The organism is Parundibacterium terreum (genome assembly GCF_014636315.1).
Taxonomy (GTDB): Bacteria; Pseudomonadota; Gammaproteobacteria; order Burkholderiales; family Burkholderiaceae_D; genus Undibacterium; species Undibacterium terreum.
The window spans coordinates 343,687-364,871 of the sequence record NZ_BMED01000004.1 but is presented as its reverse complement, the minus strand read 5'-3'; the positions used below and the strand labels follow the sequence as shown (position 1 = coordinate 364,871).

10 protein-coding genes are annotated in these 21,185 nt (G+C 57.9%); 6 read left to right on the top strand and 4 right to left on the bottom strand.

What is annotated here, in order from left to right:
- Positions 1-75 precede the first annotated feature (75 nt).
- Entirely contained in the window at positions 76-729 is a 654-nt protein-coding gene (gene rsmD / locus IEW12_RS20070; RefSeq protein WP_188567879.1) for a 16S rRNA (guanine(966)-N(2))-methyltransferase RsmD, read from the bottom strand.
- Between the two features lie 202 nt (positions 730-931).
- Here rsmD and ftsY point away from each other — a divergent pair, with 202 nt between their 5' ends.
- From ftsY to IEW12_RS20045, 5 genes are all read left to right on the top strand, one after another.
- The gene (gene ftsY, locus IEW12_RS20065) at positions 932-2,029 is read left to right on the top strand and encodes a signal recognition particle-docking protein FtsY (RefSeq protein ID WP_188568041.1); all 1,098 of its coding nucleotides are present in this window, start codon (positions 932-934) and stop codon (positions 2,027-2,029) included.
- Positions 2,030-2,114: 85 nt separating this feature from the next.
- Positions 2,115-2,789 (top strand): cell division ATP-binding protein FtsE, encoded by a 675-nt coding sequence (locus IEW12_RS20060; RefSeq protein ID WP_188567878.1) that lies wholly within the window; start codon positions 2,115-2,117, stop codon positions 2,787-2,789.
- A gap of 68 nt (positions 2,790-2,857) precedes the next feature.
- Positions 2,858-3,772 carry a cell division protein FtsX gene (locus IEW12_RS20055; protein ID WP_188567877.1) on the top strand — a complete coding sequence of 305 codons (915 nt, stop codon included), beginning with the start codon at positions 2,858-2,860 and terminating at the stop codon, positions 3,770-3,772.
- A gap of 449 nt (positions 3,773-4,221) precedes the next feature.
- Positions 4,222-5,121: an RNA polymerase sigma factor RpoH gene (gene rpoH, locus IEW12_RS20050; protein WP_188567876.1), complete on the top strand. Its 900-nt coding sequence runs from the start codon at positions 4,222-4,224 to the stop codon at positions 5,119-5,121.
- A gap of 128 nt (positions 5,122-5,249) precedes the next feature.
- Complete coding sequence (locus IEW12_RS20045) at positions 5,250-5,918, top strand: O-methyltransferase (RefSeq protein WP_188567875.1); 669 nt, start codon at positions 5,250-5,252, stop codon at positions 5,916-5,918.
- Between the two features lie 98 nt (positions 5,919-6,016).
- Here the strand turns inward: IEW12_RS20045 and IEW12_RS20040 are convergent, their stop codons facing one another.
- From IEW12_RS20040 to IEW12_RS20030, 3 genes are all read right to left on the bottom strand, one after another.
- The gene (locus tag IEW12_RS20040; protein WP_188567874.1) at positions 6,017-7,093 is read right to left on the bottom strand and encodes an OmpA family protein; all 1,077 of its coding nucleotides are present in this window, start codon (positions 7,091-7,093) and stop codon (positions 6,017-6,019) included.
- A gap of 71 nt (positions 7,094-7,164) precedes the next feature.
- Entirely contained in the window at positions 7,165-10,563 is a 3,399-nt protein-coding gene (locus tag IEW12_RS20035) for a porin family protein (RefSeq protein ID WP_188567873.1), read from the bottom strand.
- Positions 10,550-19,015, bottom strand: a complete 8,466-nt coding sequence (locus IEW12_RS20030) for an SdrD B-like domain-containing protein (protein ID WP_188567872.1) — start codon at positions 19,013-19,015, stop codon at positions 10,550-10,552. The genes IEW12_RS20035 and IEW12_RS20030 overlap by 14 nt, the downstream gene beginning before the upstream one ends.
- Positions 19,016-19,850: 835 nt before the next feature.
- On the opposite strand from IEW12_RS20030, the gene IEW12_RS20025 reads away from it, so the two are divergent.
- On the top strand, positions 19,851-21,176 hold the full coding sequence (locus IEW12_RS20025; protein ID WP_188567871.1) for an MFS transporter: 1,326 nt from the start codon (positions 19,851-19,853) through the stop codon (positions 21,174-21,176).
- Positions 21,177-21,185 lie beyond the last annotated feature (9 nt).

Sequence of the window (21,185 nt, the reverse complement as noted above, 5' to 3'; positions counted from 1 at the left end):
AGTTGTGCACCACAAATGACAGTGTTGCACCAATTTATTCGGGCATTATGCCTGAATTTCAGGCAGCTCACCGGGCTAATTATTGCGCTGCAGTATATGGAAATATACGCTACCTGCCTTGTCGGCGCGAATCACACTCCAGCCTTCCAGCATCGCTGCTGTTGTTTCGCTGATATCTTCTGCATCCGTTGCAGCCAGCGGCACCTCCGATTCTACATACAGCAGGCCTTTGGCGCTGAGGATGTCTGCGCACAGCGGCAAGACCTTGGGCAGCAAACCCAGATTGTAGGGCGGATCGAGGAAAATCAAGTCAAAACGCTGGCCGCGCGCGGCCATGCCCTGCACCACCGTCAGCGCGTCTGCCCGCACCAGGCTGACCTGGCTGGCGTTCAGCTTTTGCTTGATCGCATCCAGCTGGCGATAAGCCGGCGTGTGGTATTCCACCATGGTGACATTGGCCATGCCGCGGCTGGCGGCTTCAAAGCCCAGTGCGCCGCTGCCGGCGAACAGGTCCAGGCAAGACAATTGCGACCAGGAGCCGTCCAGCAGATGGCCCAGCCAGTTGAATACGGTTTCGCGCACGCGGTCGGGCGTGGGGCGCAAGCCTTCCGCGTCGACCACGGACAGCGGCGTGCGCTTCCATACGCCGCCTATGATGCGGACCTGCTGCGGCGCGCGGGTGGTGGGCCGCGGCGGGCGAGGCTTTTGTTTTTTTGCTACTGCGTTCATGTGTGGGTATTTTTATAAGGGCGATGCACGCTAGTGCGATCTGTATTGAGCGACGATATTGTAATGATGCAAATTTACTACCAAAATCCTGCGTTTGGTAGGGAGGATCACAGCGCTCTGTTAGAATGCTAGGCATTGTAGCTTTTTGCCGGCATGAATGCAGGCTGAAACTGCCAACCAACCGCAATCGCCTCCCTATTCGATGTTTAGCTTTTTCAAGAAAAAACCCAAAGAAGAACCCGGCCCGGCCCCCGTTGCTCCAACGGCTCCCGCTGTTCCTGCTCCGCAGGCGGCTCCGGCGGTAAGCACTGCGCAGGAAACGGCTCCCGCAGCAGTGGCGGTAGCCACGCCTGAAACGGCGCCTGTACCGGTTTCTGAACCCGCCCCGGCCCCGGCAGAACAAAAACGCTCCTGGCTGAGCCGCCTGAAGGCTGGCTTGTCCAAAACCTCATCGACGCTGACCACGCTGTTTGTCGGCGCGCGCATTGATGATGACCTGTACGAAGAGCTGGAATCGGCACTGCTGGTGTCAGACGCCGGTGTGGAAGCAACGCAGTTCCTGCTGGATGCGCTGAAGAAAAAGGTCAAGGAAGAGAAACTGACCGAGGCTGAACAAGTCAAGACTGCGCTGAAAACCCTGCTGCTGGATTTGCTGACGCCGCTGGAAAAACCGCTGGAACTGGGCCGCCATCAGCCGCTGGTGATGATGATTTCCGGCGTCAACGGCGCGGGCAAGACCACGACCATAGGCAAGCTGGCCAAGCATCTGCAAACCCATCACCAGTCTGTGGTATTGGCTGCGGGCGACACCTTCCGCGCAGCGGCACGCGAGCAACTGACCATCTGGGGCGAGCGCAATAATGTGACGGTGATCTCGCAGGAATCCGGCGACCCGGCAGCGGTGGCATTTGATGCGGTGGCCTCGGCCAAGGCGCGCGGTACCGATGTGGTGATGGTGGATACCGCAGGCCGCCTGCCTACGCAATTGCACCTGATGGAAGAATTGAAGAAGATCAAGCGCGTGATCGCCAAGGGCATGGACAGCGCACCGCATGAAGTGCTGCTGATCATAGACGGCAATACCGGCCAGAATGCTTTGGCACAGGTAAAGGCTTTTGACGATGCACTGGGGCTGACCGGCCTGGTAATCACCAAGCTGGACGGCACCGCCAAGGGCGGCGTGCTGGCGGCGATTGCCAAAACCCGTCCGATACCGGTATATTTCATCGGCATAGGCGAGCAGATCGAAGATTTGCAGCCTTTTAATGCACAGGAATTCGTTGACGCCCTGCTCAATTAACGGCCATTGAAAAATTCCCCTGGCGGCGTTGCGCCTGGCTAGAGGAGTTTTGCAGCAGCCTCTTATTTTTGTGATTGCCTGATCCATGATCGAATTCAACAACGTGTCCAAGGAATACTCGCGCGATGTGTATGCATTGCGCGATGTGTCGCTCTCCATCGCGGCCGGTGAACTGATCTTCCTGGCCGGCCCTTCCGGCGCCGGCAAATCCACCTTGCTGAAGATGATCGCCGGTGTGGAAAAGCCCACCAGCGGCAGCGTCAGCGTGAACGGGCAAGACATAGGCAAACTGAAGGCAGGCAGCCTGCCCTACCTGCGCCGCAAACTGGGCCTGATCCTGCAAGAACAAAAACTACTGCTGGACCGTACCGTGCTGGCCAATGTGATGCTGCCATTGGTTGTAACCGGCGCTTCCGGCACCGAGGCGGAAACCCGCGCCCGCGCTGCGCTGGAAAAAGTCAGCCTGGCGGACAAGGCGAATGCCAAACCGCAATCCTTGTCCGGCGGCGAACAACAGCGCGTGGCCATTGCCAGGGCTATCGTCAACCGGCCGCAGATCATCCTGGCTGACGAGCCTACCGCCTTCCTGGACCGCGACAATGCAAACAAGGTCTTGAGCGCGCTGAAGGCTTTCCAGAGTGCGGGCGTGACCTGCATCATCTCCAGCCATGACGAGCAGTTCCTGGACAAGGCCAGCCGCGTGATCTATCTGAGCAATGGCCGTGTCACCGACTCCTGGCACTCTGCGCTGGCTGCATAGCTGCCGCGCTTTGCAGCAAAAATCGTCTTTCACCTGAATAATTACAAGATCAACCCGGGATAAAAACAATGACAGTCTGGTTCCGTCAGCATCTGTTTGCCTTGAAGAGCGCATGGTCGCACCTGCGGGTGAGCCCCGGCAATTTCCTGTTCAATGTACTAGTGGTAGCGATTGCGCTGGCATTGCCTATCGCCGGACTGACATTGATAGAAAACGTAAGGCCCATCTCTTCGCAATTGTCGATAGAGCCTGAGATCAGCGTTTTCCTGCAGCCGGCCACGCCGCGCACCGATGCGACCGCACTGTCGGTACCGCTGAAAAAGATGCTGAAGGATGCCAATGTCAGCGCCCGCGTGAACTTTGTGCCCAAGGACAAGGCTCTGGCGACGATAGAAGAAACCTCCAACCTGGCGGAAGTCTTGTCCACGCTGGGCGGCAACCCGCTGCCGGATGCTTATGTGATCTCGCTGTCCAATGCCGATGCAGCCAAGGTCGATACGCTGGCCCAGCAATTGAAAACGCTCGCCGGTGTGGACGTGGTGCAGGTGGATTCCGCCTGGATCAAGCGCCTGGCGGCGCTGGTGCAGGTGCTGCAGCTATCATTGCTGTTCTTGGCGGTGACGCTGGCGGTGGTGGTAGTAGTGGTGGTGTTTAACGCCACCCGCCTGCAGGTGATCTCGCATCAGGCAGAAATTACCGTGGCCAAGCTGCTGGGCGCGACCAATAGCTTTATCCATCGTCCCTATTATTACACTGGAGCAATGCTGGGTTTACTGGCCGGCGGCATAGCGCTGGGCATGATCGCGGCGTCGCTGCAGCCGCTGAACGGCGCGATTGCCGAGTTTGCCCGGCTGTATGCGTCTGAATTCCGCCTCATCCCTTTGGGCTTGCTGCCCAGCCTTGCATTATTGGGTGTGAGCACCATATTAGGATTATGCGGAGCATTCCTCTCTGTGCGGCGCCAACTGGCACGCGCAAACTAAATTATCCGACAACTCCCTCGTTAGGTGGCGTAGCGCACCGTGCCACCTCTCGTCTTGCCTCACCCTATCACTACCGCCATTTCTCCAAGACTGCCAAGACCGAACCGGGATTGATATGGCGCAAAGCAGCCAAACCGCTTTGCGCATATAGTGTTAATTCAGGTAGGAATTCAGGCCCAAAGTCCGGCTCAGGCAAGGGCATCTATATAGATGTAACTGCATGTAAGAGCCTGAACTTTCGGCTGTCTCCCTACTCTAAGGGTTATAGTGAATCCAAATTGATTGCAAGAAATTGATAGCAATAAATCTATCTACTATTTACCTTAAGCATATAAATTTGGAGTATTAGCACTCAAACCGAGAGAGTGCTAATATAGAGCTTAGAAATGGTCGGTTACTGGTTGATAATTAAATCAGCCTGTTTTCACCGGCGGCAATGAGGAGGAAGAATGACTAATTCAGCAACACATCCTGTGGTGCAATCTTCGGATAGTACAGCCCTGGCACTGGGTTTTACCGGCACGCTAGGTAATATCGACGCCTATATTTCGGCTGTGAATCGCCTGCCAATGTTGACCCATGAGCAAGAGATTGATCTGGCTAAGAAACTGAGCCAAAACAATGACCTGAACGCTGCGCAGCAGCTGGTTTTGTCCCACCTGCGCCTGGTCGTCTCGATCGCCCGCGGTTATCTGGGTTATGGCCTGCCACACGCTGATCTGATTCAAGAAGGCAATATCGGCTTGATGAAAGCGGTAAAACGTTTCGACCCTGACCAGGGCGTACGCCTGGTGTCGTACGCGATGCACTGGATCAAGGCCGAGATGCATGAGTACATCCTGAAAAACTGGCGTTTGGTCAAAGTGGCCACTACCAAGGCTCAGCGCAAACTGTTTTTCAATCTGCGCAGCCATAAGGAAGGCCTGGACGCGATGTCTCCAAAGCAAGTGGATTCACTGGCGAAAGAGCTGAACGTCAAGCGCGAAGAAGTAATCGAAATGGAAATGCGTCTGTCCGGCCGCGATGTGGCCCTGGATGCGCCTACCGATGACGATGATGAAAAGTTCGCGCCTATCGCTTACCTGAAAACGGAAGCGGAAGAGCCTACCCGTATGCTGGAAGCACAGGCTTACGACCGTCTGCAGACAGAAGGCCTGGAAACAGCCTTGTCCAAACTGGATGCCCGTTCACGCCGTATCGTGGAAGAGCGCTGGTTGAAAAACGATGACGGATCAGGTGCGACACTGCACGAGCTGGCCAGCGAATACGGTGTTTCTGCCGAACGCATCCGCCAGATCGAAAGCGCCGCATTGAAGAAAATGAAAGGCGCCTTGGCTAATTTTGCCTGATGGCGTTAGCAAAAGCGTTTGCAAAATACCGTCTGCTTAAACCAGACACAAGAATCCTCCCGGAAGCAATTCCAGGAGGATTTTTTTATGCCCACAGTTTTTTAAATCCCCAAGCTGAGGAGTAAAGGATGAGCCAGCAAACCTGGACTGACGTGGATGCCTATTTTTGCGAGCGCCTGGTGGAAACCGACAGCGCACTGGAGCAGGCGCTGCGCGACAGTGATGCCGCCGGCCTGCCGCCGCACAATGTCGCGCCCAACCAGGGCAAGTTCCTGCATTTGCTGGTGCAGATGCAAGGAGCTAAAACCATACTGGAGTTTGGCACTCTGGGCGGCTACAGCACGATATGGCTGGCCCGCGCGCTGCCTGAAGGCGGGCGCGTGGTGACGCTGGAAGCAAACGCGGCGCATGCGGAAGTGGCGCGCCGCAATATACAGCGCGCGGGGCTGGCGCAGCGGGTGGATATCCGCATCGGCAAGGCGGTGGATACCCTGCCCTTGTTGGAACAACAGGGCATCGCGCCGTTTGACTTCATCTTTATTGATGCGGATAAACCCAGCAATCCGCTGTACCTGGAATGGTCGCTCAGACTGGCGCGGCCGGGCACGGTGATCATCGGCGACAACGTGGTGCGTAACGGCGCAGTGAGCGATGCCGCCAGCACCGACCCGAATGTGATCGGTGTGCGCAGCTTCTTCGATCTGATGTCCGGGCATTCGCGCCTGTCGGCAACAGCGCTACAGACTGTGGGTAGCAAGGGCTATGACGGGTTTTCCATGGCGATAGTCACTAGCTGACCGGCTGCTGGCCGGCTGAACATCGGCTGAGCATCTTCCGGCAGAAATGAAAAAGCCGCGCTGATTTCCCGGCGCGGCTTTTTTACAGGTAAAACTATTTATTTTCCTGCCCAGCTAAAATCCACTTCCACGCGACGGTTAGGCGTCAGGCAGGCCAGCTCTTCCGCCAGTGCCTTGAAGCCGGCGCGGCAAGGTTCTATCTGCTGCGCATCGCCTTTGGAATCCACCCGCAGTATGCTGGATGGAATGCCCTGCGCGATCAGGTAGGACCTGACCGTTGCCGAACGTTTTTCTGCCAGCGCAGCATTATAGGCAGGCTTGCCGGTGCGGTCGGCAAAGCCGGTCAGTTTCACCTCGGTCAGTTGTATGCCTTCCCGTTTCACTTTTGCCAGTGTCTCATCCAGTTGCGCCAATGAGGCCGGCAGGATTTTATTCTTGGCAAACTGGTCGTGCTGGAACAGCAGGTTGGCCAGCAGATGCGCCGGCTTGGCGGGCTCAACGGCAACAGGAACAACAGGCGCTACCGGCGGCACTGGAACTGCAGCCCCTGGCTTGGGTGCGCAGGCATCCGCTTCCATCTCCGCCGCATTGATCTGGTCTTCAGCAATCTGCACATAAGGCTTGGCATGGCGCCAGCCCTGCTGCCTGCTCTCGTTACCGGCATGCACCAGTTCCACTTCGCCGCAGGCAACCCGCTGCTGCACGCACTGGAAGCCGGCATGGCTTTGCAGCTTCAGCGCCTTGGCCCACAGGTCCGGGCGCAGGCGTTCGGCATTGTTCACCAGCGGCGTATCCATAGGCAGCGGACTGGCCTTGGCTTCCATCAGCTTGATCAGCTTGGCCGATTCATCCAGCGCTTCTTGCGGGAAGGCACTGCGGTCATTGCGCGTGTACTCATGGAAAGACACATCCAGCCAGCATTGCGCCTTGGACAAATGATAGTCCGCCACGCGGCGGCCGCCATCGTTCAGAGCCTTGATCCTGGCCTGGGTTGCCTCGTAGGTTTTGTGGTCTGCATGAATCGCTTCATCGCTGATCCTGTCCTGCTGCGGATTCAGTGTTTGCGCGCCGGCCGTGCCGGAATGCGACATCAGCACCAGCGCGGCCAGCGTTGCCAGTGTGGTAGCGGCCGCAGCACCCGCGAACGGGAGTATGGGGGATTTCAGTTTCATCATTGTCTCTTTCATCATTAGCTCTTTTGCCTCTGGTCGGTTACGGCTTGTCTGCCTGGCGAGTAGTGCCGGCATCACAGTGAACGATCCAGCGCGCGGTTCACATCTGGATTTTTTCCACGGAACAGGTCTTCATCAAACTTCCAGCGTAAGCGCAGATAGACGCCGCGGCGGGTATAGTCGGATGCTGTCAGATCGCGGTCATAGAAGCCGCTCCAGTTATAGCCGGCCGATACCCATAGATTGGTCTGCACCTGGTAGCCTGCTTCCATGCCCTGCGCCCACTGGCGTGCGCTGCCCTGCGGGCTATACAGCACGCTGCTGCTGGCGCCGATATCGATACGCTCGGTAATGTCGTAGGTGAAGCGCCCACCCAGCAGAACAGCGGAATAGGTATCACGCACGGCGCTGATGTCTTCCTTCACCATCTTGGCGGCGGTGCGGCCGGTGAACCACCACGGACGGCTGGGATGGTAATCGGCATGCGCCGACAAGATGTGCGTCTTGCGCAGGCTGCGCGGGTCTATGCTGTCGTCCCGCTCTATCAGGTACTCGTACTTGGCAAGCGCGTTGACCAGGTTGGTATCGTTGTCGCGGTAAGCGGCGCCGATCTGGAAACGGTCTTGCAGGATGTCGCCCTTGTCCTTGTTGTCGGTGAACAGCAGATAATTGCGGCCCAGCATGGTCCAGTCCCTGTCCAGCTTGCGCGCCAGCGTAATCGTCGACAGGTAGGTATCGGAACCGCTGGACAGCGCGGTAGAGTCGGTACGCCGCCATTCCAGCCTTGCTGCCGCGCGCCACAATGGATTGGCGGTGTAGTCGATGCCGCCGGTCAGCGCAGTTGCCTGCGCGCCGTCGCCGGCAAATACCGTCAAGCGTTCTGCGCTGGTGGAAGCACGCACGCCTTCTGCGATATCCCACATATTGCGGATACCGGAAGCAGCCTGCATATCGCGAGCCGCCACGGCATCGCGCATGCGGTATTCAGAAAACACCTGGCCGCCTTTCATATAGCTGGTGTCCACACCGGCCACCAGCACATTGCTGCGGGTATCCGGGTTCAGCGAATACAGCGATGACAAGCCGGTATTGGTTTCATAGCGGCCATACAGGCGAGTGCGCTCAGCCAACTGATAATCCGCGCCCAAAGCAGCGCGGCGGTATTTGTCGCCCTCCACGCTGTTTTCTACTGCGCCACGCACAGTCAGCCTGTCGGTCAGTTTGTAGCTGGCGCCGACGCTGACTGAGGTACTGTCCAGCGAGCCCGGCAGGATAGTGCCGCCGGTAACCGGGAAGGCAGAATTGCCGGACAGGACCGAGGTACCGGTAGTCGGGTTGATCGCATCGCTGCCATTGCCAAAGAAACCGCCGCCGCCATTGCTGACCAGCGAGCCTGTGGCCGTACCCACGCCACTGCCCAAAGGCGCGGTGATGGGAGTCGGCGTATTCAGGTCGCCACTGCTTGCACTGCGTTCTTCACGTGCCTTGCGTACACTGACATCGACAGTCAGCTTGTCGGTGGCCTTCAGTTGCGCGCCAAGCTGCGCGCCGTCGCGCTTGCCGTCAGCCACCTTGTCGGCGGAGTGCAGGACATCGGCATACACGCGTACCGTATCGCTGACATCGGCACTAACTTTTGCGCCCGCCTCTACCCGTCCACCATTGAATGATGCAGCAGGATTATTGAACTCTGCATCGCTCTTGGCGGCAAACGCGCGCAGTTCCCACGCATCGCCTTCATGGTGCAAATCGGCGCGCATGGCATTACCACTGACTTCACCGACGCGATTGGCCAACGCCGGCGTCACATAGGAATTGACACCGGTTCCGGTATTGACCGTGCTGGTAGTGCGTGCTGCTTCCAATACCAGCAAGGTATGATCTGCCAGCCTGATACCCAGGTTGGTACTGCTCAATTGGTAAGGCGCAAGCGGGTTTTCATCCTTTACGTAGGAGCCGCCTACTTCCACATGCTTGCCCAGCTTGAGCTGGCCGTCTGCGCCTATCAGCCAGAACTGCTCTCCGCCCTGATCCACTTCATAGGTGACGCGCACCGAGACCGGGTTCAGGTTGGCATCGGCAGCCGGGATGGGCTGCGTGAACAGGATGCGGCCGGAGAAAGGCTCGAACGAATAATCGACAAAACGCGCCAACGGCGTGGAACTGATGATCTGCGACGGCTGGTTGCGGTTGCGAACTATCAGCTCGACTTTTTCGCTATTGGATATGCCGCTGTTATTGGACACCGCATACGGGCCGGAGACGCCCTTACCGGCAAACTCTTCGACGACCTGCTTCAGGCTATCCTTGCTGGCGAACACATTGCCTACATAGTTGCTCTCTTCTGCATGCAGGCGTATGCCGTTGACAGTGCGGCTGTAATTGCCCAGTTGGCGCATCGCCAGACTGGCAGTGCTGCCGCCACCGGTCATCTGCGCAAAGCCGGCGCCGGTATCGTAGTCACCGAACAGCAGATAATTTTTATCCTTGTCCACCCGCACATACAGCTTGGCAACCGAGCGCGCGTCAAAACCCTTGACCGAGCTATCGCCATAGACAGGATAGAACTGGTCAGGCTGGATATCACGCATCAACCTGTCCTGGGTCTGCTTGTCCGAATCGTAGGCGGCTGTCAGCAGATAATCGCCCTTTACCACGCCCTTCAGGAAGAAGGCCGTGCGGTAAGCGTAGCTGCCCTTGCCGTTGGAAAAATTGCGGCTGAAGTTATGTATTTCCTGCTCAAAAACATCGCTGTTGCGTGTCTGTGCCAGTTGCGAGCCGGCGATGTTATTCAGGTTGATGATGCCTTCCACCAGACCTACCGCCACCATCTCGCGCAGCTCGGGCAGGAAGCTGATGCTGCCGCTGGCTTCTTCGCCGCCGGCAGTGATCCTCACCCGCACGTCCATCGGTTCGGACGGCGCAATCAGCGCAAACTGGGCCACGCCGTCTTGCACTTTCAGTTGTACTCCGGGCGTTGCCTTGTCCAGGTCGCGCCTGCCGGGGCCCAGCTCATCGGTGCCGGCCTTGCTCAACTGTATGCGGCCGCCGGTGTTTTCTATCGTTGCAAAGCTGCTGCCCTTCAGCGGCTGCCCGGTACGGTCCAGCAGATGCACGGTGAATTTCACCGGCGTCTGGCCATCTGCAGGTATGCCATCCCTGTCCAGCTCCACCACGATCTTGGCAACCTGTGCATTGGCGGCATAGTCTGCCGCGCCTATTGTCTGGCGAAAGACTTCCGGCCTGCCGGAAGGCAGCACGGCAGAAGATGGATTCAGCCCACGGCTGTCGCCGGTGATACTGTTGTAGGACGTTGATGCAGGGGAGGCCGATCCGGCATTTTCCTGCGCCAGTGCAGCGGTTTGCGGATAGGCGCAATTCAGCGCCAGTGCCAGCAAGCTCAATTTTGTGAGCTGGCGTTTTGCAGGACTTACCGTGCGCAGCGGATGCGCATTGCGTTTATTTGCCGACATGTGCGCCTCCCTGTGTCTGGTTAATGAATAACAATGGTGTTGGAACATCTTGTTCATGCTCGGATTGTTTTACCGGTTCGGGCAGAGGCGGCCCGTCGGGTGGCGCCGCATACCTGGGTTTAACTGCCGGCTGCTGGTTGGCGGAATCGGTCGCTTCTTGCGGCGCCATCCTGCCCTTGCTTTCAAAGCGCAAGCCCGGTGTTTGTTTTTTCTCGGTTTGCGGACCGCTGACTTCGCCCTGCGTACGGCGTGCCTTGACCTGCTCCAGCACGGTATTCGAGCAACTGCCCTCGATAAAATCAGCGCGGTGCAGTTCGCCGTTCTGTATGTCCAGGAACAGGCTGTTGGCATCGCCCGCATTGCGGTTGCTGCTGGTAGTCAGGCGGCTGCCGCGCGGCAGGGTCAGTTTGTCCACCTTCAGTACATGGGTACGTGGAGAGATGCCGCACATGCTGTACTTGCCTTCCGAATCGGAGATCAGCGAAGTACCGTCTTCCATATACATGCGCACGCCCGGCACGCCCAGTTCTTCGTTATCCTGGATGTGGTTGCCATTGCAATCGACAAATATCTTGCCGACGACGCAGGCCTCGTCCGTGAACACGCCGCCGGTCACACGCACTTTCCAGCGCGCTTCATCGGACTTGCTGCTGCCGGAAATTGCCTGCGCGCGGTTGATGCCGTCGCCCTGCTGTGCGCCTACCGCGACCCTGACCCTGTAGGTCAATGTCACTGAAGATGCACCGGCCAGGTCGCCGACTGCGAACTGCAGTACCGGACCGGCACCGCCGGCTGGATCGGGCTTGGCGACATTGTTCAGACGATAGCTGCCGCTGATGTATTTGAAACCGGCCGGCAGGCTATCCACGACCGTGGTCTTGGCCACAGCGATCGCACCGCGGTTGAAGACCTGTATCGTGTACAACAGGCTGTCGCCCAGCTCTACTACATTGGTGGAGCCTATCTTGGTGATCGCCAGGCTGGAGCCTGCGTACGGATCCAGTGGAATGTGGTTATTCACAATTTCCTGATCCTGGCGGCCGGCCTGCAGTTGCAGGTAGTAGGTGGTACTTTGCGTTCCTGTAGGCGCTGTTTTTTGCGGCTGCACTTCCAGGATGCCGGGAGCCGGTGGCGTAATCAGCGCGGCGCTTGGCTTGATGATGGTGGAAGGCGCCGGCGCATAGCCGGTTGGCGGCGTCACTACCAGCGCAAACTTGCAGTTCGCCGGAGCACTGGCGTCACCCGACAGCAGGAACTTATAGAAGCCGTCGCTACCGACTGTCATCTGCGGATTGCCCTGCGCATCCTTGCCATAGGATTCATAGTTGATCACATGCTGCTGCGGTGAATAACCGGCACAGCTATCCACGGGCACGAAGGCAACGATGGCGCCCGGTACCGGCAAGCGAGTGATGGAGTCATACACGACACCGTTAGGGTCAATAGGCAGGCTTTGCTCAGGCGCGGTGATCTCACCTGTAGCATGCGGCGCAGGCAGGCGCACTTCCAGTACCTGATAGCCGTCACGCGTCACTACTTGGGAGTAGTAGTCTGCACCTGTGGTCTTACCGCTGTTATTCGTCACCACACCCGGGAATACGATGCGGCTGGCTGGATCGCGGAAGACCACGCGATATACCGAGCCCGGCTCCAGATTACGGAACTCGTAGTAGCCGCTGCTATTGGTTGTTGCGGAAGCAGCGGGCGTGGAGCGGATCACGTCGGAAAAGGAACGTGTGGCGTTCGCCGGATCAGTCATGTCATACAAGTCCACCATCCATGACGGCAAAACCTTGTCGCCGCTATCCAGGCCTTTTTTCAGCAAGCCGCCGTCCAGCCATACGCTGCCGCTGAGACCAGCGGCCAGTTGTATCGGCGTATCCACGCGGCAGGCATTGGCTTGCGGCGTTGCGGCACAGATTGCAGGATTGCTCAGTTCACCCGCGCCAGGCTGATTCGCCGGAGGCTCGCCGCCGCCAGTAATGCTAACGATATTGCGTACCGGGCTGGCAGCTTGCGCCCCTGTCAGGATATCCACGTTCAAGGAAATAGCATTCGGATTGCTTTGGCCCGGCAACAGCACCAGCGTGCTGGAGCAGGACACGCTGATGCGGTCGCCGCCTATCACGCAAGACCAACCGCTGCCGCTGGCAGAACTGATGGTCCATTTTTGCGGAGCAGCAGTCTGCGACAGGCGGTCGCTGACAACATAGTTGCCTGCAGTTGCCTGCGTACCGGCATTGCGTGCTATCAGCGTGTAATTTGCAGTGTGGCCTTCAGTGAAGATGGTTTTGCTGGTGCTCTTGGTGACGACCAGATCGGGACCGCCGGAGGCGATTTCACCGAAGTTATTATCAATCGACACGCCTCCCGCCGGCAATGTAATCGCTGTAACCGCGCTAGGAACAACCGCGACTGCAGTTGCAGTGCCGCTGCTGGCGCCTGCAATACTGCCTGCGGTGGTAATGCCATTGTTGGTCAACTGGTCGGAGCCCGGCACTTTGGGTTGTGCAAGCTGCTCGGTCACTGCATAGCCGCTGGCGCCTGCTGCTAGCAGATCGTCGAAGCGGTACTGGCCATTCGCGTCCGTTACTGCGCTGCGATTGACAGCGTTGCCGAGCAAATCATTGCCTGTCAGCGTGACGGTGACACCGGCAATGCCGGATTCAGCCGCTTCGCGTACGCCGTTATTATTCGCGTCCAGATAGACCGAGCCTGCAATGCTGCCTGCCAACTCGCCAAAATGATTGTCCGTGCTGCCGCTGGCAGGCAAATTGCCAACCGTGATGGAATTGCTGCCGGCCGTGCCCTTGGCATTGCCGTTGGCATAGGCTGACGGCTGTGTTTCGCACACCAGATAGTTGCCGCCTATACTCAACCCGTCAAAACGGTAGGAGCCATCAGACAAGCTGGCAGTGGTTCGCAACACAGTGCCGGTATCGCAATTGGCGCCCTGCACCAGTTGCACCTTGACACCGGAAATGCGTGTTGTTTCGTCACCGTCCAATGCATTGTTACGATTGCGGTCCACATACACCAAGCCGGAGATGGATGCCGTTGACGGAGCAACAACCGGCTGCGGTCCATTGGTCACAGCAAAATTGGTCTGCGTGACGCTGGCACCTGCAACCAGGGCAATGGCATTGATCGTGTCGTCATTGACGCGCGCACCGCGCACTACGCTGGCGGCATCCTTGCCTGGGAAAGCACCGCCGACCTCATCAATGATAGAAGCCTGCGGATTGGTCTTGACGACCTGATACACGGTACCCGGACGCAAATTATTGAATACATAGGAACCGTTGGCCTGGGTTGTTGCGGTCAGGCTGACGGCCTGGCCCAGATCATCGGTACCTGTCAGTGTCAGCGACACTCCGGCGAAGGCCCAGTCCACCGCAGGGGTGTAGTTGGAATTGAGTGCGCCTTTTTCGGTATACACAAAACCGGACACGCTGGCAGGCAGTATCTCACCAAAGTTATTGTTGACTGAAATTGCCGAGCCTGTACTGACGACAATATCGCGAATCTGGCTGGCTGCTACTGTCGCATTGATCTCATTCAATACACCGTTATTGCCACCGGCAGTGCTGCCCATGGCATTCACTGTACCGCGTGTGCCGCCGTCATTGCTGCCGGCTGCGCTGGTCACCAAGTCCACCGACCCTGCCGTCGTCTTGCCCGGCAAGCTTGTTACACCGCCGACTTGCGGCTGCGCTGTCTGTTCAATGACTGAATAACGGCCTGGGCCATCCAGGTTGAACTGATAGAAGCCGGCGCCAAAAGTGGCATCGGTCGTCGTTGTCGTCGTCAGGTTCACAGCCACGTCGTCGCCGCTGCAGGCAACAGGGCCGCCACCGATAGGGCCGGCAGTGTCCACCGTGCCGTTGGCGCCGGCGCTGCAGCCTATCAGACGTACGGTCACGCCGTTGATGCCGGCTTCCGAGCCGCCTTTGACGCCGTCATTATCCGCATCCACATAGACGAAACCGGAAATCGCCGGGCGCTGTATCTCAGGAAAATCGAACTGCACGCCATTTGCAGCACCTGCCAGCACGATGCCGCCGATGACGCTGGTGCCACTGGTATTAGTCACTGCATAGCTGCCGCCGCTTGCAGTAACGCCGGTACTGCTACCGTTGCGAACAGTGCGCGCAGTATTTGGCTGCGGTATGCCGTTGCCGTAAATGCTAGGCTGCGTCTGCGTAATGGAGTAACCGCTGGCATCCGACGGCGCCAGGTTGGAAAACAGGTAGTCGCCGCGCAGGGAGCCTGCACCGGCTGCGACGTTGCTGGATGTTGTGCTGCGCGTCACCGTGTTGCCGTATTTGTCGGTACCGCTCAACTGGAAGGCAATATTGCCCAGGCCAAGGTCGGCGGCGGCTGTCGCACCGTCCTGATCGCCGTTATTGTTCAGGTCCAGGAAAGTACGGCCGCCGATTTGTGCATTTTGCACCTGGACTACCGCTGTCTTGCTGTCGTTGGCCGGCACGATATCCACAGCGATGTCGCTGCCCGTGCTGTCTTTGCCGGGGAATACTGTTGCCGTATTGGTTCTGTCGCTCAGATACGGAGCACTGGCCGAGCCGTCATAAAGGCCAGGTTTGGCGCGGGCAAACAGTTTCAGCGTGATGCTGTTGGCGGCACCGGGCGGGAAGCTGCCGGTAATATCGCAGGTGATTTCCTGCTGCTGCGCCAGTGTGCTCAGCGTTGTTACACCATTGGAGATGAAGCAGACATTGTCGGTGCCGTTGGCAGGCACCGCGCCGGACACCGCCAGCACACCACTCAGCGTGGCGGCGCTGCCGCTGTCAACCGCAACAACAGGCAGGTTGGCGCCAGTGTTCAGCCACTCAAAGCCGGTAGGCAAGGTATCGCGCAGGCGCATCTTCGTGGTTGACGATGTGCCGTTATTACGCAGCTTGATGTCATATTCTATAGGCTGCGCTACATTGACAGGCGAAGCTGTTGCGACAGTTTTGCTGATGACTTCCAGATCAGCTTTAGGGAAAACGACGTCATTCACCGCTGCCAGGTTGTTACCTGCAATTGCCGGATCGGGCGAACATTTTCCTGAGCTTTCATAGGTATTGGTTTCATCGGCGCATACGTGAGCGCTGTTACCGAACACGACGGGAGTAGTGGCAGTGCCGGTCACATCCAGTGCTATTTCAAAATTGACTTCCTTGCCTGCATCCAGGTAATCATTGGCAACTACCGCATCAAGCTGGCAGACCAGCGGCTGATCCTGACCGGACTGCGAACAATTAACTGCTTTGCTGTCTAGCGTGTAGCCGGCACCGGCAGTGGCAGTATTGACCTTGTCCGGCATGCCGGCGGCCATCGTTACATGAAAACCGGCAGGTATGGTCAGTGCATCGGTCATGATCACGCCTTCGGCGCGGGAAGGGCCAGCATTGCGTATGCTGAAGCGATAGCGCAACTGGTCGCCTATGCCAAATGAGGTCTGGCCGGCAGGCAGCACGCGCACCTTGCCCTGTTGCAGGTCGATTGCAGGCACCTTCACATTGAAGGTGGCGGTCTTGCTGTTATTGGAGGTTGCGGCAGCATCGTTACAGGCGCTGGATGTGGATACCGGCGTTGTCGTTGTTTCCGTCCTGAATTCGCAATAGCTGGGATCAATTGCCACCGTTGCAGTATTGGTCACGCCGGAGTACAGCACGCTGTTGGCAGCGCTGACGATGCCGGACGGTTTTTTGATACGCGCCTGGATGGTGATGGTCTCGGTTTCGTAGCGGTTGATCTGAGCGGTATTGGTACAAGAGATGGCGCCGGTAGCCAGGTTGCTGGCCGCGCAGCTCATTTTTGCGCTGTTGGAAGGCGTCACGCTGACAACTTCGTAGGCAACGGTAGACAGTGTCGGCGTGCCGGTAAACAGGGTATCGGTAATCGTGAACTGCCCGGCGCCGGTGATATCCGCCACACCGAGATTTTGCGCGGTGATATTGAATTGCAGTATCTGGCCAACTGAAGGCGTGGCCGGCGTGACTGTCTTGGATGTCAGTGCCACGTCCACCTGCGGTACGACGTTGACGGCGGCGGCGTCATTCAACTGGCCGCCGGCCGATGCACTCAGTATCGCGTCAGGTGATGTCAGGGTTGCGGTGTTGTTCAGCAAGCCGCCTGCCAAAGCACGCGAGACAGGTACGTTGACGACGATGGTCGTGCCGGCAGGCACATTATTGAAGGTACAGGTCAGCGCATTATTTCCAGCAGCTATATTTGGGCAAGTGCCGTAGGTAGTCGGGCTGGTGGTAACAGTGATGGCCGGTGTCTTGAAACTGGGCGCAGGCGCGCCGGGGCTGGTGACATTGACTATGCCGGGCAGGGTGTCTGTCAGGTACAGCGTAGGTATCGTGGTTTGGCTGCCATTGGCTGCGACTGTCGGCGTGGTGATGGTCATGCGCCAGTACAGTGTATTGCCGGATCCAAGCAGCGTGGGCGCGCTGGCCACTGCATCAAAGAAGGTGGCATTGTCGACTGAAGACTCCTTGACGATGCTGACTTGCGCATTGCCGGAAACGACAGGCGTTGCGATCAGGCCCGTGCCCGCGCTTGCGCAGTCATTGCCGGTGCGGCCGCCATCCGGCGGTTGCGGGCCATCCGTGTCTGCGAGGCCCAGGGCTGCCAGCGCACGTGAGCCGGTACAGGCCAGATTGGTCAGCTCCACAGGCGAGCCAACGCTGGCAATTGTCGACGTGAAGGAAACGGAAACCGAGGCTCCCACGGCCAGGCTGCCAGTGCCGGAGTTGACGCAACTGATGCGCGTTGTCTTGTTCGTATCGGCGATGAATGCCGGCGGGACAACGTTGGTGGTGACGGTACAAGTCCAGCCTGCAGTTACACCTGTGATGCTGCCGCCATTCACTTCTTCCGGGCGGGCGTAATCGACAATACGTAAAGGCTGGGCCGGGCTATAGGCTGCCGCACTGGTGCTGGCAGGATCATTCTGTATCGTCAGCGTGCTGGTCACCGAGGTGCCTGGCGCCTGCGGACCACCGGGGGTCTTGCTCTTTGATGCGCGCAGATCCGCATACGGATTGACGATCTGGTAAGGCAGCAACAATGTGTTGTTACCAGCGTTTGCATCGCCCATGCCGGACGACGGCGTTACGATCACCGGGAAGCTGGATGCTTCCGGTGCGGAAGGCATGGTCAGCGGTATGCTGAACGAAGAAGACCCGTTCACTGCAACAGATGCCGCAGTACAACTGATCAGCGTGCCGTTATACGTCGTGCCGCCAACCGTGCGCGATTGTCCCGCAGTCTGGGTGCAGGCACCGGGCAAGGCGCCGATCGTAAATGTGGCAGGAACGATGGTCTCTACAATGCCGCCCGCGGGGCTCACCAGCGGCCCGTTATTTTTGAAGATGATGGACAGCGGCTGTGAAGTACTCACGACCTGGCCGGCGGATGGGAAGCTGCCTTGCGCCTGGATATCGGTACCTGGCGTCACGGTATAGTTCACCGACGCCGTATTATTGTTGATATTGGAGTCGAAGTAATTGTTGTTAGCCGATGCGATCGATACCGTATTCGTGAACGAACCGCTATTACCCGGCGTGCCGGTCACCGTGATGGAGCTGGTGTTGAACGCTGCGATGGTGAACGGGCCATTGTAAGTACAGGTCAGCGTGCGGCTGCTGTTGGCGGCAGACACTGAGTTGCAGGAAGCCGACAGGCCGCTGGCAGCGATATTGGTCAGCGTGTAGTCGGTAGTGGTGCCCGGCAGGTTATCGGTCACGGTCAGCGATGCACCGGCGGGCACATCGTCACCGGATGAGATTTGCGGCGTCAATGTGAACACGGTGCTGGCGCCGGCTACCGGGCTGCCGGCAGGCGATGCCTTGACTTTGCCGACGATGATGTCACCGGTGCTATGCACGGTGCCGGAGAAAGATGCTGCCGGCGCCGAGGTGCCGGTTGCTGTCAGGTTGAAACCGCCCAACTGCACGCCCTGGACCTGGAAGCTGATCGTGCCTGAGGCACCGGCGCTGCCGTTGGGCACATCACACACCATGTTCGGTGCGGTGTACACGCAGCCGGCAGGAGGCGTGGGAGGATTGACGCCCAATTGCGAAGGAATCACGATCGTGATCTTGTCGCCGGTTGCGGTTGCGGTGCGCGACCACACCACATCTACATTAACGACCTGCCCGCGGCCAAGATCTGCTGCCGAGTTGACATCGGTCGCCACAACCTGTGCCTGCGTTCCCGCGCTCAGCAGCATCAGGCCGCAGAACGGGGCAAATAGCGCAAGCAACTTGCTGTGACCGGCATGGCGCGCATACTGGCCATCGCGGGCATTCTGGGCATTATGGGCTTTGTGGTCAGAGGATGCGCCGCCTGAGATATCAGGCTCCTGCTCGTGCCGCTGCCGGATAAGCCCGGCTGCGCCACAGGAGAGGCGAATTTTCTGCAACAAGGAGGTCATGGCACTCATAGATCTTGTCATCCTTCTTTGGACGTTTCCGTCGCTTTTTTATTGGAACTGCCGGGGTGGGCAATTTGTCCAGACGTGTTCAGGCCGACTCGGGCAGCCGGAGGGCTGCAAGTAGAAGCAGGGACACATTGGGATTTGCTACACCACGGCTTGTTGTCGCCGATTCCGGACGAATCCGGTTCTCATATATTCAAGCAAGACATCAAAGATAAAATTCGCTTGATATATAAGATTTTTAACAATTCTTTATAAAAATATCCTCAATAAAATCGAGTAGATTTTTATAAATTTTGCGTAGTGTATCAAAAGAAATACTTTCATATTGTCAACAATGATTAATTCGCCAATTGTCAAAATAATTAATAATTTGGCGTGATGAAATTTTCACTGAAGAAATCAATATCGCTCTAGGGAAGGCGATGGAAGTCGCTGTCTGGACTAAAGAATGGAAAGGGTTTTGTGGGCGGATCGCCACCGGATAGTTGTTTTTTCACACAGTTTTATTGCAATGCAAGGCGTGCCGTTACTTCTGAATTTTGCCCGACTGCGCACCATCATCATGCATTGCAGCATGAATCTCCCCTGATTAGCGCATTTTGAAAATGCGGATACCGGACCGGGTTTTCCCTTTCTCCTATGACAGCCCGTTTCCAGCCAAATGGCACGCTGTTTGCTTCATGCCCTGTACCGGATCAACGATGATCCGACCCATTTCTATTTATTTCTAACGCAGGTCTAACGGCGGACTTGTTCGGACAACGGCGTCCTCTGGACTGATTTTGATATCAGGTCCAGAGGACGCCTTTTTGTTTTTACAGGTATAAAAATGGCACATAAAGCTTCCAGCATTGAACTCTTCAGCCTCGCTACGCCCCAGATGCGAGCCTTCCACCTGACCTGGATGGCGTTCTTCGCCTGCTTCTTCGCATGGTTCGCCTGCGCACCGCTGATGCCGGTGATCAAGGCTGAATTCCATCTGTCCAATGACCAGATCGCCAACCTGAATATCGCTGCAGTCGCTGTGACTATCCTGGTGCGCCTGATCATAGGGCCGCTATGCGACCGCTACGGCCCGCGCAAGACCTATACCGGCCTGCTGCTGATAGGCGCACTGCCGGTGCTGGGCGTGGCGATGGCGCAAAGCTATGAAGCCTTCCTGTTTTTCCGGCTGTGCATAGGCGCAGTCGGTGCCAGCTTTGTGATCACGCAGTACCACACGTCGGTGATGTTCGCGCCGAATGTGGTCGGCACCGCCAACGCAGCAGCGGCTGGCTGGGGCAATGCCGGCGGCGGTGCAGCACAGGGCCTGATGCCGCTAATGCTGACAGCGTTGGTGATGCTGGGCGTGACCGAGGCCATGAGCTGGCGCTGGGCGCTGATCGTGCCCGGCGTGGTCATGCTGGTCATGGCCGCGCTGTATTGGAAATACACGCAAGACTGCCCTAACGGCAATTATGCCGAGATGCGCGCGCAGGGAATGCCGATTGAAGGCGGCAAAAAAGGCGGCTGGGCCAGCTTCGCTGCTGCCAGCGCCAACTATCGCGTGTGGCTGCTGTTCATCACCTACGCCGCCTGCTTTGGCGTGGAAATCTTTATCCACAATATCGCCGCCATCTATTACGTAGACCATTTCGGCCTGTCGCTGAAGGCAGCCGGCACTGCAGCGGCCAGCTTCGGCCTGCTGGCCTTGTTTGCGCGCGCGCTGGGCGGCTGGCTATCGGACAAGACAGCACACAGGGGCAGCCTGAACAGCCGCGCCACGCTGCTGTTCGCATTAATGATAGGTGAGGGCCTGGGCTTGCTGTGCTTTGCCAATGCCGGAAGCGTGACCTTGGCGATTGTCGCGATGCTGGGCTTTGGCTTGTTCACGCATATGGCTTGCGGTGCGACCTACGCACTGGTGCCCTTCATAGACCGCAAGGCATTGGGCGGCGTGGCCGGAATCATCGGTGCAGGCGGCAATGTTGGTGCAGTGGCAGCCGGCTTCCTGATGAAGAGCATGGGCAATACCCAGCAAACGCTGGCGGTGCTGGGCACGCTGGTGACGGTATCCGCAGTATGTGCGCTGGCAGTGCGCTTCACGTCGGAACACAAGGCAAGCGAGCAGGCGCTGCTGGACGGCCTGCTGCAAAACAAGAACATCACCGCTTAAGGACAAGCT

Bases quoted from the DNA above. Each gene is read 5' to 3' on its own strand.
- IEW12_RS20030 (WP_188567872.1), bottom strand. From the start codon at position 19,015: ATGACCTCCTTGTTGCAGAAAATTCGCCTCTCCTGTGGCGCAGCCGGG.
- IEW12_RS20060 (WP_188567878.1), top strand. From the start codon at position 2,115: ATGATCGAATTCAACAACGTGTCCAAGGAATACTCGCGCGATGTGTAT.
- ftsY (WP_188568041.1), top strand. From the start codon at position 932: ATGTTTAGCTTTTTCAAGAAAAAACCCAAAGAAGAACCCGGCCCGGCC.
- IEW12_RS20040 (WP_188567874.1), bottom strand. From the start codon at position 7,093: ATGATGAAACTGAAATCCCCCATACTCCCGTTCGCGGGTGCTGCGGCC.
- IEW12_RS20025 (WP_188567871.1), top strand. From the start codon at position 19,851: ATGGCACATAAAGCTTCCAGCATTGAACTCTTCAGCCTCGCTACGCCC.
- IEW12_RS20045 (WP_188567875.1), top strand. From the start codon at position 5,250: ATGAGCCAGCAAACCTGGACTGACGTGGATGCCTATTTTTGCGAGCGC.
- rpoH (WP_188567876.1), top strand. From the start codon at position 4,222: ATGACTAATTCAGCAACACATCCTGTGGTGCAATCTTCGGATAGTACA.
- IEW12_RS20035 (WP_188567873.1), bottom strand. From the start codon at position 10,563: ATGTCGGCAAATAAACGCAATGCGCATCCGCTGCGCACGGTAAGTCCT.
- rsmD (WP_188567879.1), bottom strand. From the start codon at position 729: ATGAACGCAGTAGCAAAAAAACAAAAGCCTCGCCCGCCGCGGCCCACC.
- IEW12_RS20055 (WP_188567877.1), top strand. From the start codon at position 2,858: ATGACAGTCTGGTTCCGTCAGCATCTGTTTGCCTTGAAGAGCGCATGG.